Raw genomic sequence first — 23,116 nt, forward strand, 5'->3', positions numbered from 1 at the left:
CTGGCCGGCACGACACCCGGACTCACCGGAGGAGACAGACATGACCCCCAACCCTGGCAGTTTCGACGCGCCCGACGCGGAACAGACCTACGGCAAGATCACGCGCAGGCTGATTCCGTTCCTGTTCCTGTGCTACGTGTTCGCGTTTCTGGATCGCATCAACATCGGCATTGCGCAGCTCGACATGAAGCATGATGTCGGCTTCAGCGATCTCACCTACAGCATCGGCGCGGGCATCTTCTTCCTCGGCTACGTGCTGATGGAAGTGCCGAGCAATCTGCTGCTGGCGCGCATCGGCGTGAAGCGGACGTTTTCGCGCATCATGATTCTGTGGGGCGTGATTGCGGCGGGGACGGCCTTCGTCACGCTGCCTTCGCATCTCTACACCGTGCGCTTTTTTCTCGGGCTCGCGGAAGCGGGTCTTTATCCCGGCGTGATCTTCTATCTCACGCGCTGGTATCCGGTCGAGCGCCGCGCGAAAGTCATCGCGATCTTCACGTGTGCGACGGGTATCGCCGGTCTCTTCGGCGGGCCGCTTTCCGGCGCGCTGATGACCTACTTCAATGGCTATGCCGGGCTGCACGGCTGGCAGTGGATGTTCATCGTGCAGGGCTTGCCGGCAAGCGTGCTGGGCGTGATGGCGTACTTCTATCTGCAGGACGGCCCCGAGCAGGCGAAGTGGCTCACGCAAGCCGAGAAGAACCTCGTGCTGCGCGATATCCGCAAGACGTCGAGTGTTTCCGCGACGCACGCGGAGCATACGTTCTCCCGCGCGCTTCGCGATTTCCGCGTCTACGTGATGGGCTTCGTCTGGTTCACGCAGATCGCCGGCGTGTTCGCCATCGGGTTCTGGCTGCCGACGCTCATCAAGAGCGCGGGCGTGACGAGTTCGCTTGCCATCGGCTGCTATTCGGCGATTCCGTACTTCGTGAGCTGGGTTGCGCTCGTCACGCTGAACCGCCATTCCGACCGCACGATGGAGCGCCGCTGGCACTGCGCGATCCCGATGGTGTGCGGCGCGGCGGGCCTCGTCATCGCGGCGTTCACGACCGGCAACCTCGCGCTGTCGCTTGTCGCGCTCTCGATCGCGACGGCGGGCATTCTCGCGCCGAATCCGCTGATCTGGGCGATCTCCACGGACTACATTCGCGGCAGCGGCGCGGCCGGTGGCGTCGCGATGATCAACTGCCTCGGCCTGCTCGGCGGCTTCGTGAGCCCGATGATCATCGGCTCCATCAAGACGCTCACGAACAGCATGGTCGGCGGCCTCGGTGCGATTGCGCTGCTGATGGTGCTCGGCGCGATTGCGGCGGTGCGCCTGGCACCGGTGACATCGGCGGCGGCCGCGAAGGAAGAAAGCCGTGCCGAAGGCGGCGCGACTGTCGCGGATGCGACGCTTTGAAAGGAACATCGAGATGAACGATGCAGTGATTGGAACGCCCGCTGTCCGTGTGCGCGAAGTCGGCTTGCGCGATGGCCTGCAAATGGTCGGCAAGATTCTCACCACGGAGCAGAAGCTCGACTGGTGCCGCCGCATGGTCGATGCGGGCGTGCGCGACATCGAGGTCACGTCGTTCGTGCCGCCGAAGGTCGTGCCGCAGTTCGCCGATGCGGTCGATGTGGCGCGCGGCGCGCTCGCGATCGACGGCCTGCACGCGTCGGCGCTCGTGCCGAACCTGAAGGGCGCGCAGCGTGCATTCGATGTGGGCGTCGCGCAAGTGCATTACGTGCTGTCGGCAAGCGATGCGCACAATCTCAAGAACGTGCGCCGCAGCACGGCGGAGTCGCTGGAGGACTTCGGGCGCATCGTCGCGGAGCGGGATGATCGCGCGCCGCGCGTCGTGCTGGGCGCGGGCGTGGCGACGGCGTTCGGCTGCACCATCGCGGGCAAGGTCGAGCAGAGCGTGGTCCTCGGTCTCGTCGACAAGCTGATCGAGGCGGGCGCGGACGAGATCACCGTCGCCGATACCGTCGGCTATGCGAATCCCGGGCAAGTGCGTGCGCTGATGAGCAAGGTGTGCGCGCTGGCCGGCGCGGTGCCGGTGGCGTGTCATTTCCACGATACGCGCGGCCTGGGGCTGGCGAACGTGCTCGCCGCGCTCGATGCCGGCGTGCGCGTGTTCGATTCGTCGCTTGGCGGACTGGGCGGATGTCCGTTCGCGCCGAACGCGACGGGGAACATCAATACCGAGGACACGGTGTTCCTGCTGGAAGCCGAAGGGCTGAAGACGGGTATCGACCTGGACAAGCTGCTGGCGATGCGCGAGACGCTTGCGCAATGGTTGCCGGGCGAGGCCTTTACCGGTGCGATCGCGCGGGCGGGGGTGCCGAAGACGTTTCGGACGAGGGAGGCGGTGGTCGCGTGAAGCCGCCCGGTATCCGCTCACACTGGGCGGATACCGGGCGAGCGAAAACTTGCGTTCGCGGCACTCATGCGGGGAGGCTCAGCCCGCCAGCCTCTCCAGCACTTCCACCAGCAAGTCGGGCGCGAGAATCATCGCATCATGCCCGGTATCGATCGATTCCCATCCCCAGCCGGGCAGCGCGCGAACCCGTTCCCGCACCGCCGCTAGCGTGTCATAAGAAGGATTCGCGCAATGCACGTACGTGCAGGGCAAGCCATTGCCGAGCGGATGCTTCAGATGCAACGGCGTGCGATACGTCGCAACAGGATGCGGCGTCAAGCGGCGGCGCACCCAGTCCGCGAGCGGGTGATCGTCGGGTATGGCCGTGCCCGCCAGTCCGTTGACGGGCATTGCAAGCGTCTGTCCGCTCGCTTCGACCGAGTCCAAGCGCTCCTTCACGACATTGGCCGGCAGCACATCGAACGCGGCCTGTCCGTTTTCGACGAGCAGGCTATCCAGAAAGACGAGCGAGCGTATCGCCTGCGGCCTGCGGTCCGCCACCCCCGACGCCACCAGCCCGCCGAAGCTGTGACCGACGATCACCACATCGCTGAGTTCTTCCGATTCGATGAGATTCTCGATGTCCGCAATCGGCACATCGAGCGATGTCGCCGCGCCCAGGAGATGACGCCGGTCGCCAAGACCCGTCAGCGAAGGCGCGAACACGCGATGCCCGCGCGCCGTTAGCCGGTCCGCGACGAAGCGCCAGCACCAGCCGCCATGCCATGCGCCGTGAATCAGGACGAAGGTTCTTGCCGGGCTTGCGTGCGTGGACGACATGCGGTCATGCTCCGTGAATGCGCAATGGTGAAGCATCGTACAACGCATCGGCGGATGCGTGCAGTGCGCGGTTAGACTTCGTGCATCACTCAACCATCGCCCGCACACTTCATGGATCGAATCGACGCGATGAAAGTCTTCATCGCCACCCTCGACGAAGGCAGTCTCGCGGGCGCGGGGCGGCGGCTCGGACGTTCGCCCGCCGCCGTCAGCCGCGCCATCGCCTTTCTCGAAGCGCATACCGGCACCGCGCTGCTTCATCGCACCACACGCACCATCAAGCTGAGTGAAGCGGGCGAACGTTATGCGTCCGCGTGCAGGCGCATCCTGACCGATCTCGAGGAAGCGGACCTGCTCGTCGCGCACGAACGCTCCGCGCCGCGCGGCCTGCTGACGATCACCGCGCCCGTGGCCGCTGGCGAAGCGTTGCTCGCGCCGATGCTCGACGACTTCCTCGCGCGCTTCCCCGCCGTATCCGTGCGCCTGCAATTGCTCGACCGGCCCGTGAGCCTGATCGACGAGGGCATCGATATCGCCCTGCGCATCGCGCATCTCGCGGACTCGACGCTCATCGCGATTCCCGTGGGCGAAGTGCGGCGGGTCGTGACCGCGTCGCCGGAATACCTTGACGCCCATCCGCCTATCAATACCCCCGCCGATCTTGCGCAGCATCGCATCATCTCGATGACGCATTTCGGCCTCGATTCGTGGAGCTTTCCCGCATCGAGCGGCTCCGCGATTCCGCAGGTCGTGCAGTTCGCGCCGCGCATCATCGTCAACACGGTGTGGGCGGCGGTGGCGTCCGCCGTCGACGGGCAGGGCGTGACGCGGCTTTTTTCGTATCACGTCGCGAAGGAAGTACAGGACGACGCGCTGCGCATCGTGCTGCCCGACAGCGAGCACGCGCCGTTGCCGGTCCATTTGCTGACGCCTCAAGGACGGCTCGCCGTGCCGAAAGTGCGCGCGTTCGTCGACTTCGCGACGCCGCGTTTGCGCCGCCAGTTCAAGCGATTGCGGATCGCCACGCGGCGACAGTCGACCGTTTAGCGAAAGAGTCTCTTCCGTATCCCGCCGATTCTCTCGCGAATCGCGCGAATATAAACTGCATGCAATGGTACGGAGGGAGCATGCGATACGCAGTGTCGAATCAACCGGAGGGCGCGACGTTTCAGGTGTGGCGCGGCGTGCTGGCGGGCGCGAGCGCGAGTCTCGTCGGCATCGGGCTCGCTCGCTTCGCCTATACGCCGCTGCTGCCGGCGATCATCGGCGCGCACTGGTTCCCCGCATCGACGGCGGCTTACCTCGGCGCGGCGAATCTCGGCGGCTATCTGGTCGGTGCGCTGTCGGCGGGCGCGCTCGTTCGTCATGCGCGTCCGGCAACCGTGCTGCGCGCGATGATGCTGCTCGCGACCATCGCGTTCATCGCGTGCGCGTTTCCGGTGTCGTTCGCGTGGTTCTTCGTGTGGCGGCTCGCGTCAGGGATATCCGGCGGCGCGCTGATGGTGCTCGCCGCACCGACGATCCTCGCGCACGTCGCGCCGTCGCGGCGCGGTTTCGCGGGCGGCGCGATCTTCACCGGCATCGGCCTGGGCATCGCCGCATCGGGGACCATCGTGCCGCTGTTGCTGCGAGAAGGGCTTCGACAGACGTGGCTCGGGCTTGCGGCGGTGTCGCTGCTGCTGACGGTCATCGCGTGGAATGGATGGCCTGCGCAAGATGCGCCGTCATCGCCAGTCAACGAGCAACCGAAAGCGAAATCGCCGCCGGCGCCCGCGTTGCGCGCGCTCTTCGCGGAGTACGGGCTGAACGCGGTCGGCCTCGTGCCGCACATGATTTTTCTCGTCGATTACGTCGCACGCGGGCTCGGCAAGGGTGTCGATGCGGGCGCGCAATACTGGGTGCTGTATGGACTCGGCGCGATTGCGGGGCCGCTGTTGAGCGGGCATCTCGCGGATCGCGCGGGCTTTGGCCGTGCGTTGCGCGTCGCGCTCGTGCTTCAGCTCGTCGCGGTCGTGCTGCCTGTGATCGCATCGGGCGCGGCGCTGCTGATGGTATCGAGTGTCGTCGTCGGCGCGTTCACGCCGGGCATCGTGCCGCTCGTGCTTGGCCGCGTGAACGAATTGCTCGCGCATCATCCCGCCGCGCAAAAACGCGCCTGGCGCACCGCGACGACGAGCTTCGCCGTGATGCAGGCTGCATCCGCCTATGGCCTGTCGTTCCTGTTCTCGCACAGCGGCGGCGACTACCGCCTGCTGTTCGCGATCGGCGCGGCGGCGCTCGGCGTCGCGTTCGTGGTCGATGTCGTTGCGGTGGCGCGGTCGAAGTGAATCAGGCCAGCGCCGCGTCCTTCGTCACGATCTTGCGCGGAATGAGCTTGAGTTCATAGAACGTATCCGCGATGCGCTGCTGCTGGTCCAGCACGGATGAATCGATCGGACGATACACATGCTCGTAATGCTCCAGTCCGGTCTTGATGATCGCGGCGTCGAGCCCTTGAATCGGCGCGAGCTGCGCGGCGGCTTCCGCCGGATTCTGCTTGACCCATTGGCCTTGCTTGCCGAGCGCATCCATCGCGATGCCGATCACGTCCTTGCGCTTCTGGGCGAATTCGCGCTGGCTCAGGAAGAACTGATGATGGCTCGCCACGCCGTCTGCATCCGCGATCAGACGCGCATTGCTCTGCGCCTGCGCCGCCGCGAGGAACGGGTCCCATATCGCCCAGGCATCGATGGAGCGGCGTTCGAGCGCGGCGCGCGCATCGGCGGGTGGGAGAAACACGGGTTGAACGTCGGTATAGGCGAGCCCGTGCTTGCGCAGCAACGCGACGATGAACCAGTGCACATCCGATCCCTTGTTGAAGGCGATTTTCTTGCCCTTCAGATCGGCGACGCTTTTGATCGGTGAGTCTTGCGGGACGATCACGCCTTCTGCGTGCGGCGTCGGAATTTCGTAGGCGGTATAGACGAAGTCCGCGCCCGCCGCTTGCGCGAACACGGGTGGCGCTTCGCCGACATAGCCGAAGTCGATCGCGCCGACATTCAGCCCTTCGAGCAATTGCGGGCCAGCGGGGAATTCGGTCCACGTCACTTTTACGCCTAGCGGCGCGAGCTGCTTCTCCAGCGTGCCGTTCGCCCTGAGCAACACGAGCGTGCTCGCGGCCTTCTGATAACCGATTCTGAAGCGATCGTTCTCGAACTTCGCCCAGGACGGCGCCGCCATTCCTCCGAGCGTTCCGGCGAGCGCGGCCAGGAAAATTCGGCGGCTTTTCGATGTCGTGCGATTCATGGTGCAAAGCCTCCGGCATATGAGTGACGCGACCGCCTGCTTCAGCGAGACGGCCGGTCCGCCATGCTAACGAGGCGCACGAGCGCCGTGAAATGATCTATTCGACTAAGCAAATCACCGTCATGGCGATAGACGCGCCGCTCCCGCTTGCAAAGCACTAAAGCAGAAAACCAAAGCTGAATTCCATCGTTCGCGGCAGTCACGCGCGTCCTTAAACTGGCCTACTCGTCTGCGACGGCATCGCCGTCAAAAAACGCTCAACGAAGGCAAAGAGGAATAGCGCATGAATGTGTTCTGGTTCATCCCGACCCACGGTGACAGCCGCTATCTGGGCACGTCGAAAGGGGCGCGCGCCGCTGACCTCTCGTATTTTCAGCAGATTGCAACCGCCGCCGATACGCTCGGCTATGAAGGCGTGCTGCTTCCCACAGGACGTTCGTGCGAAGACGCATGGGTCGTCGCATCGAGCCTCATCGCGGCCACGAAGAAGCTGAAGTTTCTCGTCGCGATCCGCCCGGGTTTGTCGTCGCCGGGATTGTCCGCGCGCATGGCGTCCACGTTCGATCGACTGTCGGGCGGTCGTCTGCTGATCAACGTCGTGACGGGCGGCGACGCAGCCGAGCTGGAAGGCGACGGCCTCTTCGCCGATCACGACACGCGCTACGAAATCACCGATGAATTCCTGCATATCTGGCGCAATCTGCTGAGCGCATCGCATACGAACGAAGCCATCGAGTTCGATGGCAAGCATCTGCAATCGAAGGGCGGCAAGGTGCTGTATCCGCCGGTGCAGAAGCCACATCCGCCGCTGTGGTTCGGCGGTTCGTCGGCGGCGGCGCATGACATCGCCGCGACCCATATCGATACCTATCTCACTTGGGGCGAGCCGCCCGAAGCGGTCAGGAAGAAGCTCGACGATATACGCGCCCGCGCACAAGCGCAGGGTCGCAAGATTCGCTTCGGCATCCGCCTGCATGTGATCGTGCGCGAGACCGAAGAGGAAGCATGGGCGGCGGCCGACAGCCTGATCAGCCATCTCGACGATGAGACGGTCGCGCGTGCGCAGGCTGCCTTCGCAAAGATGGATTCGGAAGGCCAGCGCCGCATGGCGCAGTTGCACGGCGGCAAGCGCGGCGGCCGCGAGACGCTCGAGATCTATCCGAACCTCTGGGCGGGCGTGGGCCTCGTGCGCGGTGGCGCTGGAACGGCATTAGTTGGGAATCCGGAACAAGTGGCGGCGCGCATGAAGGAATATGCGGACCTCGGCATCGAGACGTTCATTCTTTCCGGCTATCCGCATCTCGAAGAGTCGTACCGGTTCGCCGAACTCGTGTTCCCGCTTCTCGGCGAGCGCGGGGTGCAGGCCGAGAAGAAGTCCGGTCCGTTGTCGGGACCGTTCGGCGAAATCGTCGGCAATAGCTATCTGCCTAACGCGAGCCAGAGCTGAACATGCAATCGCAATCTCATCGGAGGAACTAGCAGCATGGCCGATGCCCTCACTCAGGCGATACCCGCCGCAGCGCAGAACAAGCGATACGGCGCTCTCATTTTCAGGCGGATCGGCGCGGCGATCGCGCCGTGGCTCGTGCCCATTGCCATCCTGCTGCTCTGGGAATATGCGACGCGTGCCGGCGTGCTTTCGACGCGCGTGCTGCCCGAGCCGCTTGCCGTCGTCAAATCGGCATGGGCGCTGATTCAGTCGGGCGATATGTGGGCGAACGTGAAAGTCAGCGCCTGGCGCGCGTTGCTGGGCCTGGCTATCGGCGGCGGCGTCGGGCTGGTGCTCGGACTCTGGACCGGACTCTTTCGTCCGTTCGAAGTCGCGCTTGATTCCACGGTGCAGATGATCCGCAACATCCCCGCGCTCGCGATGATTCCGCTCGTCATTCTGTGGTTCGGCATCGAAGAGGAAGCGAAGATTTTTCTCGTCGCGCTGGGCGTGTTCTTTCCGGTGTACGTCAACACGTTCCACGGCATCCGTTCCGTCGATGCGAACCTGATCGAGATGGCGCGCAGCTATGGCCTGAAGGGCTTCGCGCTGTATCGCGATGTGATCTTTCCGGGCGCGTTGCCGTCGATTCTCGTCGGCGTGCGCTTTGCGCTCGGCCTCATGTGGGTGATGCTGATCGTCGCCGAAACCATCTCGGCGCAATCGGGCATCGGCTATATGACGATGAACGCACGCGAGTTCCTGCAAACGGACGTGGTGGTCGTCGGCATCCTGCTTTATGCGGTGCTCGGCAAGCTCGCGGACGTGCTCGCGAAAGGCATCGAACGCGCGGCGCTGCGCTGGCATCCGGCGTATCAACGAGGAGAGAAGGCATGAGCGCGACTGCTGCTGTGTCGTTCAGAGTGGACGAGCGCTCGACGATCGAGCGAGCGCAACCGCATGCGCGGATTGCGCACGATGTCGCGGTGGAGCTGCGCGGCGTCGAGAAGCGTTATGGCGATCGCACGGTGTTGTCGGCGTTGGACCTGTCGATCGAACAGGGCAGCTTCGTGACGATCGTCGGACGCAGCGGATGCGGAAAGTCGACGCTGCTGCGGCTCATCGCTGGCCTCGAAACGCCCAGCGGCGGCGCGCTGTCGATGCGCGCGAGCAACGGCGAGGCGCTCGACACGCGCATCATGTTTCAGGACGCGCGGCTGTTGCCGTGGAAGACCGTGCTGCAAAACGTGATGCTCGGCCTCAAGCGCGGCGCACGCGATCAGGCTCGGGCGGTGCTGGCGGAAGTCGGGCTGCTGGAACGCGAGAACGACTGGCCGTCGCAACTGTCGGGTGGCCAGAGACAGCGCGTGGCGCTGGCGCGCGCGCTGGTGCATCGGCCGCAACTGCTGCTGCTCGATGAACCGCTCGGCGCGCTGGATGCGCTCACGCGCATCGAAATGCATGCGTTGATCGAACGGCTGTGGCGCGAGCATCGCTTTACCGCGCTGCTCGTGACGCATGACGTGCATGAGGCGGTCGTGCTCGGTGACCGCATTCTGTTGATCGAGGAAGGGCGTATCGCGCTGGATCAGCCCGTGCCACTGGCACGGCCGCGCAAGCAGGCATCGGCGGAAGCGTCGGCACTCGAAGAGCGCGTGTTGCGCCGGATTCTGAAGCAGGGTTAAAGGGAAACAGGCGGGCCTTCGCTGAAGGCCCGCAACGCAGTTACGCCGCGATGGCTTTGGCCTGCTTCGCGGCGAAATCCCATACGAGCGACTCTTTCGTGTCGACACGCGCGGGCAGCAAGCCGTTGCGATGAAACGTGTCCGCGATGGTCTGCTGTTCACCGAAGTTCTGCGCCGTCACCGCGCGCACGACATAGCTGCGGCGTGCATTCGCGCGTTCGATGGTCGCGGCATCGAGACCCCACACCGGCGCGAGCGCATTCGCGGCATCCTGCTGATGGGCGAGCAGCCACTCGCCGGCGCCTCTCAATTGGTCGAACACGGTCTGCACGATCTGCGGATGCGCAGCGGCATACGAACGCGATGCGAGGTAGTAACGCTGATACGAGGCCAGCCCTGCGCCGTCGACGAGCACGCGCGCATCGTTCGTCTTCTCCACCGAAGCGACATACGGGTCCCACGTGATCCACGCATCGACGCTGTCGCGCTCGAATGCGGCGCGTCCGTCGGCCGGCGTGAGATAGGCGGTCTTGATGTCGGCGGGTTCGAGCTTGGCGCGTGCGAGTGCAGCGAACAAAAGATAATGGCTGCCGGCGGCCTTCGTCACAGCAATGCGCTTGCCCTTCAGATCCGCGAGCGAACGGACAGCCCCGTCCTTCTTCACGATGATGGCCTGCGCGTGGGGCGACGGCGCTTCCTGCGCGACATAGACGAAGCTCGCATGGGCGGCCTGCGCGAAGATCGGCACGGTGTCGGCGACATCGGCGCTGAAGTCGACGGCGTTCACGTTGAGCGCTTCGGTCAGCGGCAGACCGCTTGCGAATTCGTTCCACGATACGCGCACGTTCAGCGGCGCGAGCGCCTTTTCGAGGGAGCCGCGCGTCTTGAGCAGCGTGATGAGCGTCGATGACTTCTGATAGCCGATGCGCAGCACTTGCGGCGATGCCTGCGCGAACGCGAACGAATGCGCGGCGCCGAGCGTGGAAGCGAGCGCGAGGCGGGTGAAGGTGCGTCGGGTCATCGGCGCCATTGCGGGTGTCCTTTCGTCGTGTGCGAGGTCGCGGGATCGTCATCGTAGCAATGCGACGATCCCGCGCTAACTGACGGATTCAGCTATCGATCCCGCGCACGGCGATAAGCGTGCGGACAACCCGTGGCGTGCGTTCAGTGCTGCGGTGCGCCGTCCCACGCGGGCAGCGTCGCACCGTGATAGACAGTCAGGATCGCCGACGCCACGTTCGCTTGCTGATAGCTCTGCACCAGCGTCTTGACCCAGGGCGCTTGCGCATCCTTCGCATTCACCGCGATGAAGTTGCGATACGGATTGCCGTTCACGCTCTCCTGCGCGATGCGTTCCTGCGGGATCTTGATGCCGGCCTTGATCGCCCAGTCAGTGTTGACGACGGCTGCGTCGAGATCGCCGATCGCGCGTCCGACGATGCCCGCATCCAGTTCCTTGATCTGAACATGCTTCGGATTGCTTGCGATATCGCGCGCCGTCGGCAGCTGGCCGACGCCTTCACGCAGCTTGATGATGCCATTCGCTTGCAACAGCAATAGCGCGCGGCCCTCGTTGCTCGGATCGTTCGGCACGCCGATGGCGGCGTTCTGCGGCAATTCCGCTACCGATTTGACCTTGCGCGAATAGAGACCGATTGGCTGCACATAGGTGAAGCCGACCGGCACGATGTCGTAATGACGCGCGTTGATCTGTGCGTCGAGATAGGGCTTGTGCTGGAACGAGTTGGCATCGAGGTCGTGTTGCGCGAGCGCCTCGTTGGGCTGGGTGTAGTCGGAGAACGTCGTCACCTTCACCTTGATGCCCTGCTTCGCGGCATTGGCAGCGACTGCGCGCCACACGTCTTCGTCTTCGCCCGACATGATGCCTACGCGGATTGTCTTGTCCGCGGCGAGCGCCGGTTGTGCGCTTGCGATGCCCAATGCAATCAATGCGGAGAACAGGGCGGTTTTGATGGGCGCTTTTAGCTTCATGGTTTGCGGTTTCCGCGACTTGGTATGGAAGTCGTGATGCTAATTAGCGCGGGCGCAAGGGGCAAATAATATCGGGCGATATGGTTATACGTGCGGCTGTTGGTTTCGCGCCGGTCTATTGGCGCGGCCTCGGTGACTTCAAACCACGAAGAATCCGCACGTGCCGTCACGCTCCAGTTGCGCGACCAGCCCGTACTCCCATTCGAGATACGCCTGCATCGCTTCCCGCGCGTTATCCACGCCCTCATACGGACGCCGATACCTGTCGATACGCGGCGACACCATCCCGCTCTCGCCGCCCTCAGTGGGCAATCCCGCGCGCACCCACGCCGAAGTTCCGCCCTCCAGCACATGCACCGGCTTGCCCGTCAACGCAGCAACGTCGGCGGCGGCATAAGGTGCAAGCGCATTCGTGCCGCATGTCACCACGTAACGCTTCGCATCGGGCAAATGATCGTATGCCGGCGTAAGACGCGATCGCAAAATCCAGCGCGCACCGATGATATGGGCCTTCACGAAACTCGCGCCCGGCGCAACATCGAGCAACACGACGCCACTGTCCGGATCAGCTAGCAGCGCCGACAGTTCAGCGGGCGCAAGCGAAGGAACGCTCGGCGGCTGAGGCCGATCAGGCCGCCACGGGCCCGTTTCGTTTAGCGATCCTGACGATACGCCGTCGACCACATACGTTTCGATGTTCATCTGCGCCAGCCACGACGCCGTCATGTTCGCACGCACGCCGTCGTCGTCCACAAGCACGACGCGTGCGCCGCGCACCGGCGCGAACATCTCGGTTTCCTGCACGAGCTGGCCGCCCGGCGCGTTCTGAAATCCCGGCGCGTGCCCCGCCTCATACTCTTCCGGCGTTCGCACATCGAACCGATAGACCGTACGCGCCGCATCCTCGGCCCATCGTGACGCCTCTTCGAGCGACGTGCGCCGCACGCCCGCACGATCGGCAAGCGCGTGCGCCGCCTTCCGCGATGCGTCGAGCGACGACGCATCGCGCCCCGCATCGGTATCGAAGCGCCGTTCGCTGCCGTGTTCCAGCGCCTGCCCTGAAAGCGTCCAGCCGATCGTGCCGTTGCGCAGCGCGGCCACCGGGTTCGGCAAGCCCGCATTGACCAGCGATTGCGCACCGATGATGCTGCGCGTGCGCCCCGCGCAATTGACCACGATGCGCGTCGCCGCATCCGGCGCGAGTGCGCGCGCACGCAGCACCAGTTCCGCACCCGGCACGCTGATGCTGCCCGGAATGTTCATCGTGCGATATTCGTCGAAGCGGCGCGCATCGAGCACCACGACGTCATCGCCATTTTTCTGCAACTCGTGCAGTGTCGGAGCGGACAGCATCGGTGTATGAAGCCGCGCTTCGACGAATTCGCCGAACGCCTTGCTCGGCACATTCACGTCGCGAAACACCTCGCCGCCTGCTCGAATCCAGCCGGCGAGGCCGTCTTTCAGCAGCGCGACGTGCGTATAGCCCAGCTCCGCGAACTTCTGCGCGGCGCGCAATGCAAGCCCTTCGCCGTCATCGAGCAATACGATGGAGACAGTGCGGCGAGGCAGGCGCGTATAAGCATCGAGTTCAATGCGCGCCAGCGGAAAATTCGCCGCGAACAGCGGATGAGATTGCGCGTGCGGGTCTTCCTCGCGCACGTCGAGCAGCGCGATCTCGCGCTTCTCAAGAAGCGCCTCGCGCACGTCCTGATACGTCCGCACCGCGAATTGAGTCTGGCTCATGCGTGTCAACTCTGCGCGACAGCCACGCGATGCTCGACCGCGTGATACGCATCCGACGATGCATGCGCGCCGAACGCCAGCGCGAACGTCGACGCTTGCCGCCCGACGGTGCGAAGCTGCTCGACCACTTTCGGGTCCGAGCACGTATCGGCGGTTTCGAAGCGCGTTTCGAGCGTGTTGACGGCTGCGCCGAACGGCGTCGGCCAGCCGCGCAGCGCGTGCACGATCGAGCGCAGCGACGTAAGCACCGTGCCTGCGGCCTGCCATCCATAGGCCGTCACGATGCTGCCGACCGCGCGGCCATCGAGGTACGGGCGATCGTCGAGCCGCAGTTCTTCGAGCGTATCGAGCGCGTTCTTGACCAGGCCCGAGATGCCGCCGTGATAGCCGGGCGTCGCGATGATCAACGCATCGGCGGCGCGCACCGCTTCGATCAGTTCGTGTTGTTCATCGGTCAGTTCGCGTGTTTCGGGCGCGTAGTGCGGCAGGCTGTGCAGGAACGCGCCGCCGAACAATTGCACGCGCGCGCCGGTTTCCTGCGCGCCTTTCAATGCGAAAGCCAGCGCGCGTTCAGTCGATGACGCCGGGCGCGTGGTGCCGCCAATGCCGACGACGAGCGGTCTGCGCGGTGATTGAATCTGAGTCAAGATCAGGCTCCCTTGGGATGATATCGGCAATGTTGCAAGCCCCGAGCCAGCCATCATAACGAGCGCGCACGCGCACCGGAACGCACGAATTCCGCTAAGGATATGCATCGGTGTGGCAGCGTACGCTCGGCGCGCGGCGATAGCGCCAATCGTGAATTGCATATCGCAAACCATTCGTTCGATGCCTGTTCTGCGGACGTATTTGCGCGCGGTATGCTCGAACCCGCCATTCACATCCATCACGAGAGGCTTATGACACACCGTCCCGCACCGACCGATATCGCCATTCACCCGCTGATCGCCGGACGATGGAGCCCGCGCGCCTACGCCGATCGTCCCGTCGCGCACGCGCAGGTCGTCGCGTTGCTGGAGGCGGCGCGCTGGGCGCCGTCGGCATATAACGTGCAGCCGTGGCGCTTTCTCGTGTTCGAGAAATCGCAGGATCGAGAGGCGTTCGATCGCGCGTTCGCCTTGCTCGTGCCCTTCAATCAGAAGTGGAACGAGCACGCGCAAGTGTTGATCGCCGTGCTCGCCGATACCCTCACCGCCAAAGGCACGGTCAATCCGAGCGCGAGCTACGACGCGGGCGCGGCAGCGATGGCGCTGCTGCTTCAGGCCCACGCGCAAGACCTCGCCGCGCACGCGATGGGCGGTTTCGACGGCAGCGGCCTGACCGAGACCTTCGCGATTCCCGAGCGCTACGCCGCATTGAGCATGATTTCGGTGGCGCATCACGGCGACGCGCAGGCATTGCCCGCCGAACTGGCCGAACGCGAGCTTGCGCCTCGTGCGCGATTGCCGCTCGACGAGATTGCACGGTTCGGCGCGTGGGGCGATCCCGCATAACGGGGCAATTCAAGATTTCCGGCGTCGAACCGTTATCCCGTTGTCGGCAGGCCGCAGAGGACGTGAAGCACATAGGCACGTTGAAGACGCGGCAGCCACGATCTCCCATCAGACAACGAAGACGCCTCATGAAACTGCTTTTCAGATCGATGCTGCTCGCGCTGCCCGTCGTGCTCGCCGCTTGCGGTGGCGGCGGCGGTGACGACAAAACCTGTGTCTCCGATCTCAGCAACCTGCAAAAGACCTGCGTCTCGCACGCGGTTCCCGAGGGCATCTGGTACGGCGCGGCAAACAACGATTTGTCCGTGGCGGCGCAGACTATCGTGCTGGAAACGGGGCAGTACTACACCGTGTTCACGCGGCAAGGCTCGTTCTCCTGGATGATCGAAGGCACGATGACAGCGTCGAACGGCGCCTTCTCCGATCAGGCGACGGTCGGCGCGATATCGAACGTAATACGCGCCGGCTCGCTGTCGGGCAACTTCTCGACAAAGAGCACGCTCGCAGCATCCACGAGCCTCTACGTGTTGCCGGACACGGCCGCGACCGCCTTTAACGGCAACTACAGCACGGCCTACGATACGCCGCTCGCGATCAGCGACGTCGCCCGCACGTGGACCAGCGCATCGGGCGTATCGCCGGTAGCGACGATCACCGTCGCCGCCGACGGCACCGCCAATGGCACAGCCGCCGACGCGCGCGGCACGTGCGCGTTCGCCGGCAGCTTCAGGCCGCGCGCTGCGGGCAAGCATCTGCTCGACGGCACGCTCAAATTTTCAGGCCCGGCGTGTTATCTCGACAACGTATCGGTCGCCGTGGAAGCGACGGTCGTCAACGGCCTGCTCACGGTCGTCGGCGTCACGCCGCAACGCAATGCCGCGTTCTATCTTTCCGCCCAGTAAGCAACGCCCGCTTTTCGCGTGACTGCATATCCGTAGCATCCTTTCTTCGTTGGGAAGCAAGGATGCCGCTTGTACAGTGAATCCTCTTGGCGCATATCGCCTGGACGGTCACTGTATGACGTTATCTCTCTGGCTCACGCGTTTCCCTTCGCTGATCGCACTGGTTGCGGCATTCGTTTGGCCGATGAGCCATGCTCAGGCCGAAGGCAGTGTGAAGATCGTCGATCAATACGGCATCGGTTCTTTGCTGCTGAAGGTGGCGAAGGATCAAAAGCTGATCGAGAAGCAGGGCGCACGCGCGGGCCTTGCCATCGACGTGCAATGGACCACGCTCTCCGGCGGCGCGGCCGTGAACGAAGCGCTGCTGTCCGGCGCGGCGGATGTCGCGACGCTCGGCATCGGTCCGCTCATGACCATCTGGGATCGCACGCGCGGGCATCAGGATTTTCGCGCGCTATCGGCGCAAAGCGCGGTGCCGGTGTATCTCGTATCGAACGATCCGCGCATCCGCAGCATCAAGGATATCGGCGAGAAAGACCGCATTGCCGTTGTGTCCGTCGCGGTATCGCAGCAAGGCCGCCTCTTGCAGATGGCGGCGGCGCAGGCGTTTGGCAATGACCACTACGCGCGGCTCGATCGCTTCGAAGTGAACATGCCCCATGCGGACGCTACCACCGCGATGCTCTCGGGCAGTTCCGTCATCGACCTGCACTTCTCGAACGCGCCGTATCAGTACCAGGAACTCGACGATCCGAAGATCCACAAGGTGCTGAGCTCCACCGACATACTCGGCGGACTCGCGACGAGCAGTGTCGCCGTCACATCGGACAAGTGGCGTCGCGACAATCCTAAAACCTATGCCGCCGTGCGCGCGGCGCTTGCCGACGCAGCGAAGCTCATCGAAGCCGACAAGACGCAAGCGGCGGCGATCTACATTCGTGAGGACGGCTCGAAGCTCTCGCCCGCATTCGTCGAACGCATTCTCAACGACAAGGAAGTCAGCTTCGCCACGACGCCGAACAACACGCTACCGCTGGGCTCATTTCTCTACAAGGTCGGCGTGATCCGGCACGAACCGAAGTCGTGGCGGGATTACTTCTTCGCCGACGATCCCGCCGCGCAGGGCAGTTGAAGCCGGGCGCCTGTCCATCATTCGAAGGGAGACACATTCGTGAATGCAGCCGTTGTCGTCAATGAGCATGTAGCCGGTTTGAAAGTCAGTCCGCTTTCCGCGCACATCGGTGCGGAAATCAGCGGGGTCGATCTCAGGAAGGCTTTGTCGCGCGCGCAGGTCGAGGCGATACGCGCCGCGCTATTGAAGTGGCGTGTCGTATTCTTCCGCGAGCAGTTCCTGAGCCACGAACAGCATGTCGCGTTCTCTGCACAGTTCGGAGAGCTGACCATCGGGCATCCGGTGTTCGGTCATGTCGAAGGACATCCGGAGATTTACTCCATCTCCAAGTTTCGCAAGGCGACGCGATTCGAAGGGCAGGCGTTGCTGCGCCCGTGGACCGGATGGCATACGGATGTGACGGCGGCCGTCAATCCGCCGTTTGCGTCGATACTGCGCGGCGTGACCATTCCGCCCTATGGCGGCGATACGCAGTGGACCAATCTCGTCATTGCCTATGAAAAGCTGTCGGCGCCGTTGCGCGCATTCGTCGATGGCTTGCGTGGCCTGCATCGCTTCGCGCCGCCGCAAGGCGCGAGCGGCACCGAAGCGTTCTCGAAGGCCGTCGACGATCGCACGCTGGTGAGCGAGCATCCGCTCGTGCGCGTGCATCCCGAGACGGGCGAGCGGGCGCTGTATGTGAGTCCGAGTTTCCTGAAGCAGATCGTCGGGCTTTCGCCGCGTGAAAGCCAGGTCTTGCTCGAACTCTTGTGGGAGCACGTGACGCGCCCGGAGTTCACGGTGCGCTTCAAGTGGGAGGCGGGCAGCATCGCGTTCTGGGACAACCGCGCGACCGCGCATCTCGCGCCGTCCGATATCTTCGATCTCGACTTCGACCGCCAGCTTTATCGCACGACGCTCGTTGGCGATGTGCCGGTCGGGCCGGATGGCAAGGCGTCCGTCGCGATAGAAGGATCGCCGGTCGGCGCCGCGGCTGCGGTGGCGATGAACTAGACGCGTTGCTGTCGCGCCTGTGTTCATCGCCTGACATCAGGCCAGCGCGATGACCGCGATCTCGACCAGCAACTCAGGCGCCGCGAGCTTGGCCTGCACGGTCGCGCGGGTCGGCGCGTGGCCTTGCGGCACCCATGCTTCCCACACTTCGTTCATGCCGGCGAAGTCGCGGTCGATATCCGCGAGCCACACTTGCGCGGAAACGAGGCGCGTCTTGTCGATGCCGGCTTTCTCCAGAAACGCGTCGATCTTGTCCAGCACTTTTGCGGTTTGAAGTTTCACATCGGGCGTGTGATCGGCGGAAGTCTGGCCGCCGATGAACACGAGGCCCGCCGCCTTGACGACACGGCTCATGCGCTGGTTCGTTTCGATACGTTGGATGTCGGTCATGCATGCTCTCCGTTAAAGAGTAGTTGAGTTAGTGAGTCGCCAGATGGCGCGCGCTTGCCGCCGATGCCGTTTCATGCCGATCGAAGCGATCGACCGCGAAGGCATCGAGCGAAATGGACGGCGTGCCGTCGAGCATCAGTTCGGAAACGAGTTGTCCGCAGCCCGGTCCCAGTTGGAAGCCGCTGCCGCAATAGCCAAACGAGTAATAGAGATTCGATGCCTTGCGGCTCGCGGATATCACCGGAAGTTCGTCTTCCGTGAACGCCTCGACGCCGGCCCATGCGCGGTTCACGCCGAGATGACGCAGATGCGGGAACAAATCCGTGACCGTCTGCGCGCTGCGCACGAGGCGCATGAAATCCACTTCGCCATGCCGGTTCGCCAGTTCCGCAATCCCGATCAGCTTGCCGCCGATCACCACCGTCCCGTTGTCGAACTGCTTGAACGATAGCGGCCTGCCCGTTGCGCCGAGCGTCGCGCGGCAGAACGGCGCCACGCGATGCGTGACCATCAGCATCAGCCCTTCCGGATGCACCGGCACCGATTCGCCGACTTGCTTCGCCAGCTCGCCCGACCACGCGCCCGCCGTGACGAGCAGCTTCTCCGCGCTGAAGGCGCCCTGCGGCGTGTGAGCGAACCAGCGCGTGCCCCGTTGTTCGATGCGGCGCACCGGCGTGCCTTCTAGAAAGCGCACGCCGAGCCGTTGCGCCGCGAGCCGGAACGCCGTCGTCGTGCGAAAGGGCAGTGCATAGCCGTCGCGCTCGACCCATATGCCGCCCGTCACGTGCCGCGCGAGCGCCGGTTCGAGATCCAGCACGGTCTCGCGGTCGATCACCTTTTCATGCGTGAAACCGTGCGATTCCAGCAGCGCAACACGCTTGCGGCAGTCTTCGAGTTCATCGTCGGTTTCGGCGATCTTCAGTTGTCCGGATGGAACGAATCCGCCGTCCTCGCCGATGCGTTCCGTCATGTCATGCCATATCTCACGCGACATCAGCGCAAGCGGTATTTCCGGCAGCGGACGCCCGAGCGTGCGTACGCCGCCTGCATTCACGCCTGACGAATGCCGCGCGACGTAGTCCGCTTCGAGCACGATGACCTTCGCGCCGCGCCGCGCCATATGGAACGCGCTGCTCGTGCCGTGCAGCCCGCCGCCGATCACGAGCACATCCGCTTCCTGTACCGCGCGTGGGTCATTCACCGGCGAGTTCTCCCAGCGTGAGCGGCTTGATCGGCGGACGAATGCGGTAATAGCCGACATCGGCGGGAGATACACGCCGCGCATCCGCGATGACTTCCGTCACCGTTAGACCGCACATGCGGCCCTGGCACGGCCCCATGCCGCAGCGCCCGAACGATTTCGCCTGATTGGGCCCGACGCACCCCAGTTCGACGAACTTGCGCAACTCGCCGGCGGTGACTTCCTCGCAGCGGCACACGATGGTTTCGTTGCGCGGAATGCGGTTGATGTCGCGCGGACGATAGAGGCTGTCGAGAAACGGCCGGATGCGCAGCACGCCCGCCAGCGCACGCCGGATCGCGATGGCTTCCGCATCGCGCTTCGCGTGGCCGACCGCGCCGAGCTGTGCGGCCACGGCCAAGCCGGCGAGCGTGCCCTGCAAGGCCGCCGCCTGCGCGCCGCCGATACCCGCGCCATCGCCCGCGACGAAGATGCCGGGCACATCCAGCTCGCCCCATTCATCGACCTTGGGCGTGAAGCACAACTGGGCCTCGTCCCATCGGTGCGATGCGCGCAATGCCTGCGTGAACTGCGTATTCGGCACGACGCCCTGATGCAGCAGGATCACATCGGCTTCGATGCGATGCGCGGCGCCCTGCGTCGTGAAGCTCAGTGCGGCGGCGCGCTCCACGTTGTCCGTGCCGATGCGCGCTTCCACGCGCAAATCGTCGGCGGCTTCGAAGATCGGCACACCGGCTTCGCGCAAGGTGCGGATCAGTTGCAGCCCTTTCGACAGGAACGGCCACGCACGCAGCGCCGACAGCATGTGACGCTTCGCGCGCCAGCGATCCTCATGGCGCGTCGTATCGACGAGTGCGCGGATCGGCACGCCGGCACGCACGTATTGCCAGCCGAGCAGATAGAGCAGCGGCCCGCAGCCCGCGAGCACGGGCGGCGCGGCGGGCACTTCGCCCGCGCTTTTCAGAAGGATTTGCGCCGCGCCCGCCGTCAGCACGCCCGGCAGCGTCCAGCCGGGAATCGGGAACGGACGTTCCAGCGCGCCGCTTGCGAGAATCACGCGCTGCGCGTCGAAGCTGCCGATCTTGCCGTCCTTCAGATAGTTGACGCCGCGCTCGCGCGTGACTTGCCACACGGTCGCGTTGGTCACGTGGCGCGCGCCGGAAGCCGCGAAGGCCTGCGCGATGGATGCGCCCGCCGCGTAGTCGGGGCCGAGTATCTGCTTGCGCTGCGCGTCGGCTTTCACGATGCCGCGATAAATCTGCCCGCCGGCGGCGTCCTGTTCATCGAGCAACACGGTTCTCAGACCTGCGCGCGCCGCGATGGTCGCCGCGCTCATGCCAGCGGGGCCCGCGCCGATCACGACGACATCGACGGCTTCGGATGCGAAATCAGCGGCCATGCGCGTTCTCCAGTGGAGCATCGGTCAGATCCATCGGCGGGAGATCGCGTGCGCCTTCCTGCGAGCGAATCCGCATGCCGGCCTTCACTTCCACCATGCAGCTCTGGCGGCTCGGCACGCCGTCGATCTCGACGAGGCATTCGAAGCACGCGCCCATCATGCAGTACGGCGCGCGCGGTGCGCCCGAGACCGGCGTCGCACGAAACCGCGACACGCCCGCCGCCAGCAACGCGGCCGCCACCGAGCGCCCGCCCGGCACGGACAAACGCTGATCGTTGAACCAGATGTCGATAGGCGCGCCTTCGGCGTTCAGCGGCTTGAACAACGTTGTATGTGAAGTCATGTCGGGATCAATGTGCAAGTGTCAGCTGCTCGGCGCTTTCGAAACGGCGCGCGGAGAACGTGGGCAGTTCGTCGGGCATCGGCGCGCCCATGACCCACGGCGCGATGCGCATCGCATGCGCGGCGGCGAGCGTCACGCCGCTATGGCACGTGACGACGAACGCGCCGGGATGCGCTTCGGATTCGTTGTAGATCGGGAAGCCATCGGGGCTGTAGACGCGCAGCGCGGCCCACATGCGGACCAGCCGCACGTTTTGCAGCATCGGAAAGGCGCGCACGCCGCGACGCGCGATGTCCGCGAGCACGTGCGTCGTCGTGAAGTCGTCGAAGCCGACTTCTTCCATCGAATCGCCGAACTGCAAGCTGCCTTCGTCGGTCTGCCGCACGTTGAGCGTCGGGTAATGAAGGAACGGCGCGACGCGTTCGCTGACCAGCACTTGCCCGCGATTCGGCGCGACCGGCGCATTCATCCCGACGAACGGCGCGAGCGTGCGATTGCCGAGGCCCGCCGCGAGCACCACGCGCGCCGCGCGATACGTGCCGCGCTTGCCGTGCACGACGAAGCCGTTAGCCTGCGGCTCGATGCGCTCCGCCCGTTCGCCCGATATGAGCTTGACACCGCGCGCCTGCATCGCGGCATGCAGCCCACGCAGGAGCTTGAGCGGGTTCACGTGGCCGTCCATCGGCGTATAGCTTGCGCCGAGCACAGCGGGGCCGACTTGCGGGATGCGCGCGCGCACATCGGCGGCGTCGAGCATTTCGTAGGGATAGTCGCCAAGCTCGGCCTTCAGCGTCGAGAGGCGCTTCTCGCGTTCGGCGAGTTCGTCGTCGCTAAAGCAGAAATGGAAGCCGCCCGGCTGCTTCAACGCCACGTCGATGCCGCTCTCCCGCAACAGCGCCTCGGCGAGCGCCGGCCAGCGCGTGGCCGAACTGCGCGACCAGCGTGCGTAAGGCGACAGCCCGTAGCCCTTGCCCTGAATCCAGACGAGACCGAAGTTGCCGCGCGAGGCGCGAAAGCCGCCGTCGTCCTCGTCGAGCACGGTCACGCGTGCGCCTTCGCGGGCAAGCCCGTAGGCCACGGCCGAACCGACGAGGCCGCCGCCGAGAACCAGTACGTCGGCGCTGGCGGTGCTTGTGTGTGTCATCGCGCTTCTCCGATCAGAATGCGGTCGAGTCCGACCATGCGGTCGAGCAGAACCATCAGGAGCACCGTGCCGACGATCAGCACGGCTGATACCGAGGCGACCAGCGGATCGATGGTCTGCGCGATCTGGTTGTACATCGCGACGGGCAGCGTGGTGGTGCCAGGCGTCGCGACGAAGATGGTCATCGTCAGTTCATCGAAACTCTGGATGAAGGACAGCACCCAGCCGCCCGCCACGCCGGTGCGGATCATCGGCAGGACCACGCGGCGAAACGCGGTGAAGCGGCTCGCGCCACAGGACAGCGCGGCGCGTTCGGCATCGCGATCCAGCCCGACCGCCGACGACAACGCGAGCCGCAGCGCATACGGCAGCACGATGATCACGTGCGCGCAGACCAGCGACCAGAACGATCCCGACAGGTGCAGCAGCGACAGAAACCGCAGAAACGCGATGCCGAGCACGACGGCTGGAATCATCATCGGCGAGAGAAAGAAGCTCGTCAGCGCGGCGCGGCCCGGAAAGCGATAGCGTGCGATGGCGAGCGCGGCGGGCACCGCGAGCAGCACGCCGATGGTCGCCGCCGCGAAGGCGAGACGCACCGAGAGCCAGAACGCCGCGACGATGTCGCCGTTCTCGATGATCGCGCGGAACCAGCGCAGCGACGCGCCTTCGAAGGGCATCGAAATGAAGCCCTTGTCGGTGAACGCGACGAGCATCACGACCGCGAGCGGCGCAATGATGAACGAGAGGAAGAAGGCGTTATAGACGAGGCCAAGTATGCCGTTCTGTTTCATGGGAGT

General features: G+C 64.7%; 23 protein-coding genes. 11 read left to right on the top strand and 12 right to left on the bottom strand.

From position 1 onward, the window contains the following. Nucleotides 1-40 precede the first annotated feature (40 nt). Nucleotides 41-1,402: an MFS transporter gene (locus BG57_RS09170; RefSeq protein ID WP_035962490.1), complete on the top strand. Its 1,362-nt coding sequence runs from the start codon at nt 41-43 to the stop codon at nt 1,400-1,402. 13 nt (nt 1,403-1,415) lie between these two features. After that, nucleotides 1,416-2,366: a hydroxymethylglutaryl-CoA lyase gene (locus BG57_RS09175; protein WP_052005698.1), complete on the top strand. Its 951-nt coding sequence runs from the start codon at nt 1,416-1,418 to the stop codon at nt 2,364-2,366. Between the two features lie 78 nt (nt 2,367-2,444). On the opposite strand, the gene BG57_RS09180 is transcribed toward BG57_RS09175, so the two are convergent. Continuing rightward, nucleotides 2,445-3,185 (bottom strand): alpha/beta fold hydrolase, encoded by a 741-nt coding sequence (locus BG57_RS09180; protein ID WP_035962492.1) that lies wholly within the window; start codon nt 3,183-3,185, stop codon nt 2,445-2,447. Between the two features lie 111 nt (nt 3,186-3,296). Between BG57_RS09180 and BG57_RS09185 the strand changes: the two genes are divergently transcribed. Both BG57_RS09185 and BG57_RS09190 read left to right on the top strand, forming a co-directional pair. Beyond that, nucleotides 3,297-4,232: a LysR family transcriptional regulator gene (locus BG57_RS09185; RefSeq protein WP_035962494.1), complete on the top strand. Its 936-nt coding sequence runs from the start codon at nt 3,297-3,299 to the stop codon at nt 4,230-4,232. Nucleotides 4,233-4,312: 80 nt separating this feature from the next. After that, nucleotides 4,313-5,512 carry a YbfB/YjiJ family MFS transporter gene (locus BG57_RS09190; protein ID WP_035962716.1) on the top strand — a complete coding sequence of 400 codons (1,200 nt, stop codon included), beginning with the start codon at nt 4,313-4,315 and terminating at the stop codon, nt 5,510-5,512. Nucleotide 5,513: 1 nt separating this feature from the next. On the opposite strand, the gene BG57_RS09195 is transcribed toward BG57_RS09190, so the two are convergent. Beyond that, nucleotides 5,514-6,470: a sulfonate ABC transporter substrate-binding protein gene (locus BG57_RS09195; protein WP_035962495.1), complete on the bottom strand. Its 957-nt coding sequence runs from the start codon at nt 6,468-6,470 to the stop codon at nt 5,514-5,516. Between the two features lie 283 nt (nt 6,471-6,753). Here BG57_RS09195 and ssuD point away from each other — a divergent pair, with 283 nt between their 5' ends. The 3 genes from ssuD to BG57_RS09210 are packed head-to-tail and all read left to right on the top strand — an operon-like array spanning nt 6,754 to nt 9,584. Beyond that, the gene (gene ssuD / locus BG57_RS09200; protein ID WP_035962496.1) at nt 6,754-7,917 is read left to right on the top strand and encodes an FMNH2-dependent alkanesulfonate monooxygenase; all 1,164 of its coding nucleotides are present in this window, start codon (nt 6,754-6,756) and stop codon (nt 7,915-7,917) included. Nucleotides 7,918-7,953: 36 nt separating this feature from the next. Continuing rightward, on the top strand, nt 7,954-8,796 hold the full coding sequence (ssuC, locus tag BG57_RS09205) for an aliphatic sulfonate ABC transporter permease SsuC (RefSeq protein ID WP_035962497.1): 843 nt from the start codon (nt 7,954-7,956) through the stop codon (nt 8,794-8,796). Further along, a complete protein-coding gene (locus BG57_RS09210; protein ID WP_081850858.1) occupies nt 8,793-9,584 on the top strand; it encodes an ATP-binding cassette domain-containing protein in 792 nt (263 codons plus the stop codon). The genes ssuC and BG57_RS09210 overlap by 4 nt, the downstream gene beginning before the upstream one ends. A 40-nt stretch (nt 9,585-9,624) precedes the next feature. Here the strand turns inward: BG57_RS09210 and BG57_RS09215 are convergent, their stop codons facing one another. The 4 genes from BG57_RS09215 to BG57_RS09230 form a co-directional block, all read right to left on the bottom strand. Continuing rightward, nucleotides 9,625-10,614: an aliphatic sulfonate ABC transporter substrate-binding protein gene (locus tag BG57_RS09215; RefSeq protein WP_035962498.1), complete on the bottom strand. Its 990-nt coding sequence runs from the start codon at nt 10,612-10,614 to the stop codon at nt 9,625-9,627. A 134-nt stretch (nt 10,615-10,748) separates the two neighbouring features. After that, nucleotides 10,749-11,576 carry a MetQ/NlpA family lipoprotein gene (locus tag BG57_RS09220; RefSeq protein WP_035962499.1) on the bottom strand — a complete coding sequence of 276 codons (828 nt, stop codon included), beginning with the start codon at nt 11,574-11,576 and terminating at the stop codon, nt 10,749-10,751. A gap of 138 nt (nt 11,577-11,714) precedes the next feature. Next, nucleotides 11,715-13,319, bottom strand: coding sequence for a rhodanese-like domain-containing protein (locus BG57_RS09225; protein ID WP_035962501.1), 1,605 nt, complete (start codon nt 13,317-13,319; stop codon nt 11,715-11,717). Nucleotides 13,320-13,324: 5 nt separating this feature from the next. Then, nucleotides 13,325-13,966, bottom strand: a complete 642-nt coding sequence (locus BG57_RS09230; protein WP_035962502.1) for an NADPH-dependent FMN reductase — start codon at nt 13,964-13,966, stop codon at nt 13,325-13,327. A 252-nt stretch (nt 13,967-14,218) separates the two neighbouring features. Between BG57_RS09230 and BG57_RS09235 the strand changes: the two genes are divergently transcribed. The 4 genes from BG57_RS09235 (at nt 14,219) to BG57_RS09250 (ending at nt 17,839) form a co-directional block, all read left to right on the top strand. Continuing rightward, nucleotides 14,219-14,812 (top strand): nitroreductase family protein, encoded by a 594-nt coding sequence (locus BG57_RS09235; protein ID WP_035962720.1) that lies wholly within the window; start codon nt 14,219-14,221, stop codon nt 14,810-14,812. A gap of 128 nt (nt 14,813-14,940) precedes the next feature. Further along, a complete protein-coding gene (locus BG57_RS09240) occupies nt 14,941-15,714 on the top strand; it encodes a hypothetical protein (RefSeq protein WP_035962503.1) in 774 nt (257 codons plus the stop codon). Nucleotides 15,715-15,829: 115 nt separating this feature from the next. After that, the gene (locus BG57_RS09245; RefSeq protein WP_035962504.1) at nt 15,830-16,846 is read left to right on the top strand and encodes an ABC transporter substrate-binding protein; all 1,017 of its coding nucleotides are present in this window, start codon (nt 15,830-15,832) and stop codon (nt 16,844-16,846) included. Nucleotides 16,847-16,885: 39 nt separating this feature from the next. Continuing rightward, nucleotides 16,886-17,839 carry a TauD/TfdA dioxygenase family protein gene (locus BG57_RS09250; RefSeq protein WP_052005684.1) on the top strand — a complete coding sequence of 318 codons (954 nt, stop codon included), beginning with the start codon at nt 16,886-16,888 and terminating at the stop codon, nt 17,837-17,839. A gap of 36 nt (nt 17,840-17,875) precedes the next feature. Here the strand turns inward: BG57_RS09250 and BG57_RS09255 are convergent, their stop codons facing one another. Genes BG57_RS09255 through BG57_RS09280 form a run of 6 tightly spaced genes read right to left on the bottom strand, consistent with a single transcriptional unit; the run spans nt 17,876 to nt 23,110 of the window. Further along, nucleotides 17,876-18,229, bottom strand: a complete 354-nt coding sequence (locus BG57_RS09255; RefSeq protein WP_035962505.1) for a RidA family protein — start codon at nt 18,227-18,229, stop codon at nt 17,876-17,878. A gap of 28 nt (nt 18,230-18,257) precedes the next feature. Then, nucleotides 18,258-19,430 carry an NAD(P)/FAD-dependent oxidoreductase gene (locus BG57_RS09260; protein WP_035962506.1) on the bottom strand — a complete coding sequence of 391 codons (1,173 nt, stop codon included), beginning with the start codon at nt 19,428-19,430 and terminating at the stop codon, nt 18,258-18,260. Then, nucleotides 19,423-20,829, bottom strand: a complete 1,407-nt coding sequence (locus BG57_RS09265; protein WP_035962507.1) for an NAD(P)/FAD-dependent oxidoreductase — start codon at nt 20,827-20,829, stop codon at nt 19,423-19,425. The genes BG57_RS09260 and BG57_RS09265 overlap by 8 nt, the downstream gene beginning before the upstream one ends. Then, nucleotides 20,819-21,172 carry a (2Fe-2S)-binding protein gene (locus tag BG57_RS09270; protein ID WP_035962723.1) on the bottom strand — a complete coding sequence of 118 codons (354 nt, stop codon included), beginning with the start codon at nt 21,170-21,172 and terminating at the stop codon, nt 20,819-20,821. The genes BG57_RS09265 and BG57_RS09270 overlap by 11 nt, the downstream gene beginning before the upstream one ends. A 7-nt stretch (nt 21,173-21,179) precedes the next feature. Continuing rightward, on the bottom strand, nt 21,180-22,316 hold the full coding sequence (locus BG57_RS09275; RefSeq protein ID WP_035962509.1) for an NAD(P)/FAD-dependent oxidoreductase: 1,137 nt from the start codon (nt 22,314-22,316) through the stop codon (nt 21,180-21,182). After that, nucleotides 22,313-23,110 carry an ABC transporter permease gene (locus tag BG57_RS09280; RefSeq protein WP_035962510.1) on the bottom strand — a complete coding sequence of 266 codons (798 nt, stop codon included), beginning with the start codon at nt 23,108-23,110 and terminating at the stop codon, nt 22,313-22,315. The genes BG57_RS09275 and BG57_RS09280 overlap by 4 nt, the downstream gene beginning before the upstream one ends. Between the last annotated feature and the right edge of the window lie 6 nt (nt 23,111-23,116).

Source organism: Caballeronia grimmiae (assembly GCF_000698555.1).
Lineage (GTDB): Bacteria > Pseudomonadota > Gammaproteobacteria > Burkholderiales > Burkholderiaceae > Caballeronia > Caballeronia grimmiae.

Excerpts from the sequence above, each read along its gene's own strand:
- BG57_RS09210 (WP_081850858.1), top strand. The coding sequence starts at position 8,793 with ATGAGCGCGACTGCTGCTGTGTCGTTCAGAGTGGACGAGCGCTCGACG.
- BG57_RS09175 (WP_052005698.1), top strand. The coding sequence starts at position 1,416 with ATGAACGATGCAGTGATTGGAACGCCCGCTGTCCGTGTGCGCGAAGTC.
- ssuD (WP_035962496.1), top strand. The coding sequence starts at position 6,754 with ATGAATGTGTTCTGGTTCATCCCGACCCACGGTGACAGCCGCTATCTG.
- ssuC (WP_035962497.1), top strand. The coding sequence starts at position 7,954 with ATGGCCGATGCCCTCACTCAGGCGATACCCGCCGCAGCGCAGAACAAG.
- BG57_RS09280 (WP_035962510.1), bottom strand. The coding sequence starts at position 23,110 with ATGAAACAGAACGGCATACTTGGCCTCGTCTATAACGCCTTCTTCCTC.
- BG57_RS09225 (WP_035962501.1), bottom strand. The coding sequence starts at position 13,319 with ATGAGCCAGACTCAATTCGCGGTGCGGACGTATCAGGACGTGCGCGAG.
- BG57_RS09195 (WP_035962495.1), bottom strand. The coding sequence starts at position 6,470 with ATGAATCGCACGACATCGAAAAGCCGCCGAATTTTCCTGGCCGCGCTC.
- BG57_RS09170 (WP_035962490.1), top strand. The coding sequence starts at position 41 with ATGACCCCCAACCCTGGCAGTTTCGACGCGCCCGACGCGGAACAGACC.
- BG57_RS09265 (WP_035962507.1), bottom strand. The coding sequence starts at position 20,829 with ATGGCCGCTGATTTCGCATCCGAAGCCGTCGATGTCGTCGTGATCGGC.
- BG57_RS09235 (WP_035962720.1), top strand. The coding sequence starts at position 14,219 with ATGACACACCGTCCCGCACCGACCGATATCGCCATTCACCCGCTGATC.
- BG57_RS09180 (WP_035962492.1), bottom strand. The coding sequence starts at position 3,185 with ATGTCGTCCACGCACGCAAGCCCGGCAAGAACCTTCGTCCTGATTCAC.
- BG57_RS09255 (WP_035962505.1), bottom strand. The coding sequence starts at position 18,229 with ATGACCGACATCCAACGTATCGAAACGAACCAGCGCATGAGCCGTGTC.
- BG57_RS09245 (WP_035962504.1), top strand. The coding sequence starts at position 15,830 with ATGACGTTATCTCTCTGGCTCACGCGTTTCCCTTCGCTGATCGCACTG.
- BG57_RS09275 (WP_035962509.1), bottom strand. The coding sequence starts at position 22,316 with ATGACACACACAAGCACCGCCAGCGCCGACGTACTGGTTCTCGGCGGC.
- BG57_RS09270 (WP_035962723.1), bottom strand. The coding sequence starts at position 21,172 with ATGACTTCACATACAACGTTGTTCAAGCCGCTGAACGCCGAAGGCGCG.
- BG57_RS09185 (WP_035962494.1), top strand. The coding sequence starts at position 3,297 with ATGGATCGAATCGACGCGATGAAAGTCTTCATCGCCACCCTCGACGAA.
- BG57_RS09240 (WP_035962503.1), top strand. The coding sequence starts at position 14,941 with ATGAAACTGCTTTTCAGATCGATGCTGCTCGCGCTGCCCGTCGTGCTC.
- BG57_RS09220 (WP_035962499.1), bottom strand. The coding sequence starts at position 11,576 with ATGAAGCTAAAAGCGCCCATCAAAACCGCCCTGTTCTCCGCATTGATT.
- BG57_RS09190 (WP_035962716.1), top strand. The coding sequence starts at position 4,313 with ATGCGATACGCAGTGTCGAATCAACCGGAGGGCGCGACGTTTCAGGTG.
- BG57_RS09215 (WP_035962498.1), bottom strand. The coding sequence starts at position 10,614 with ATGGCGCCGATGACCCGACGCACCTTCACCCGCCTCGCGCTCGCTTCC.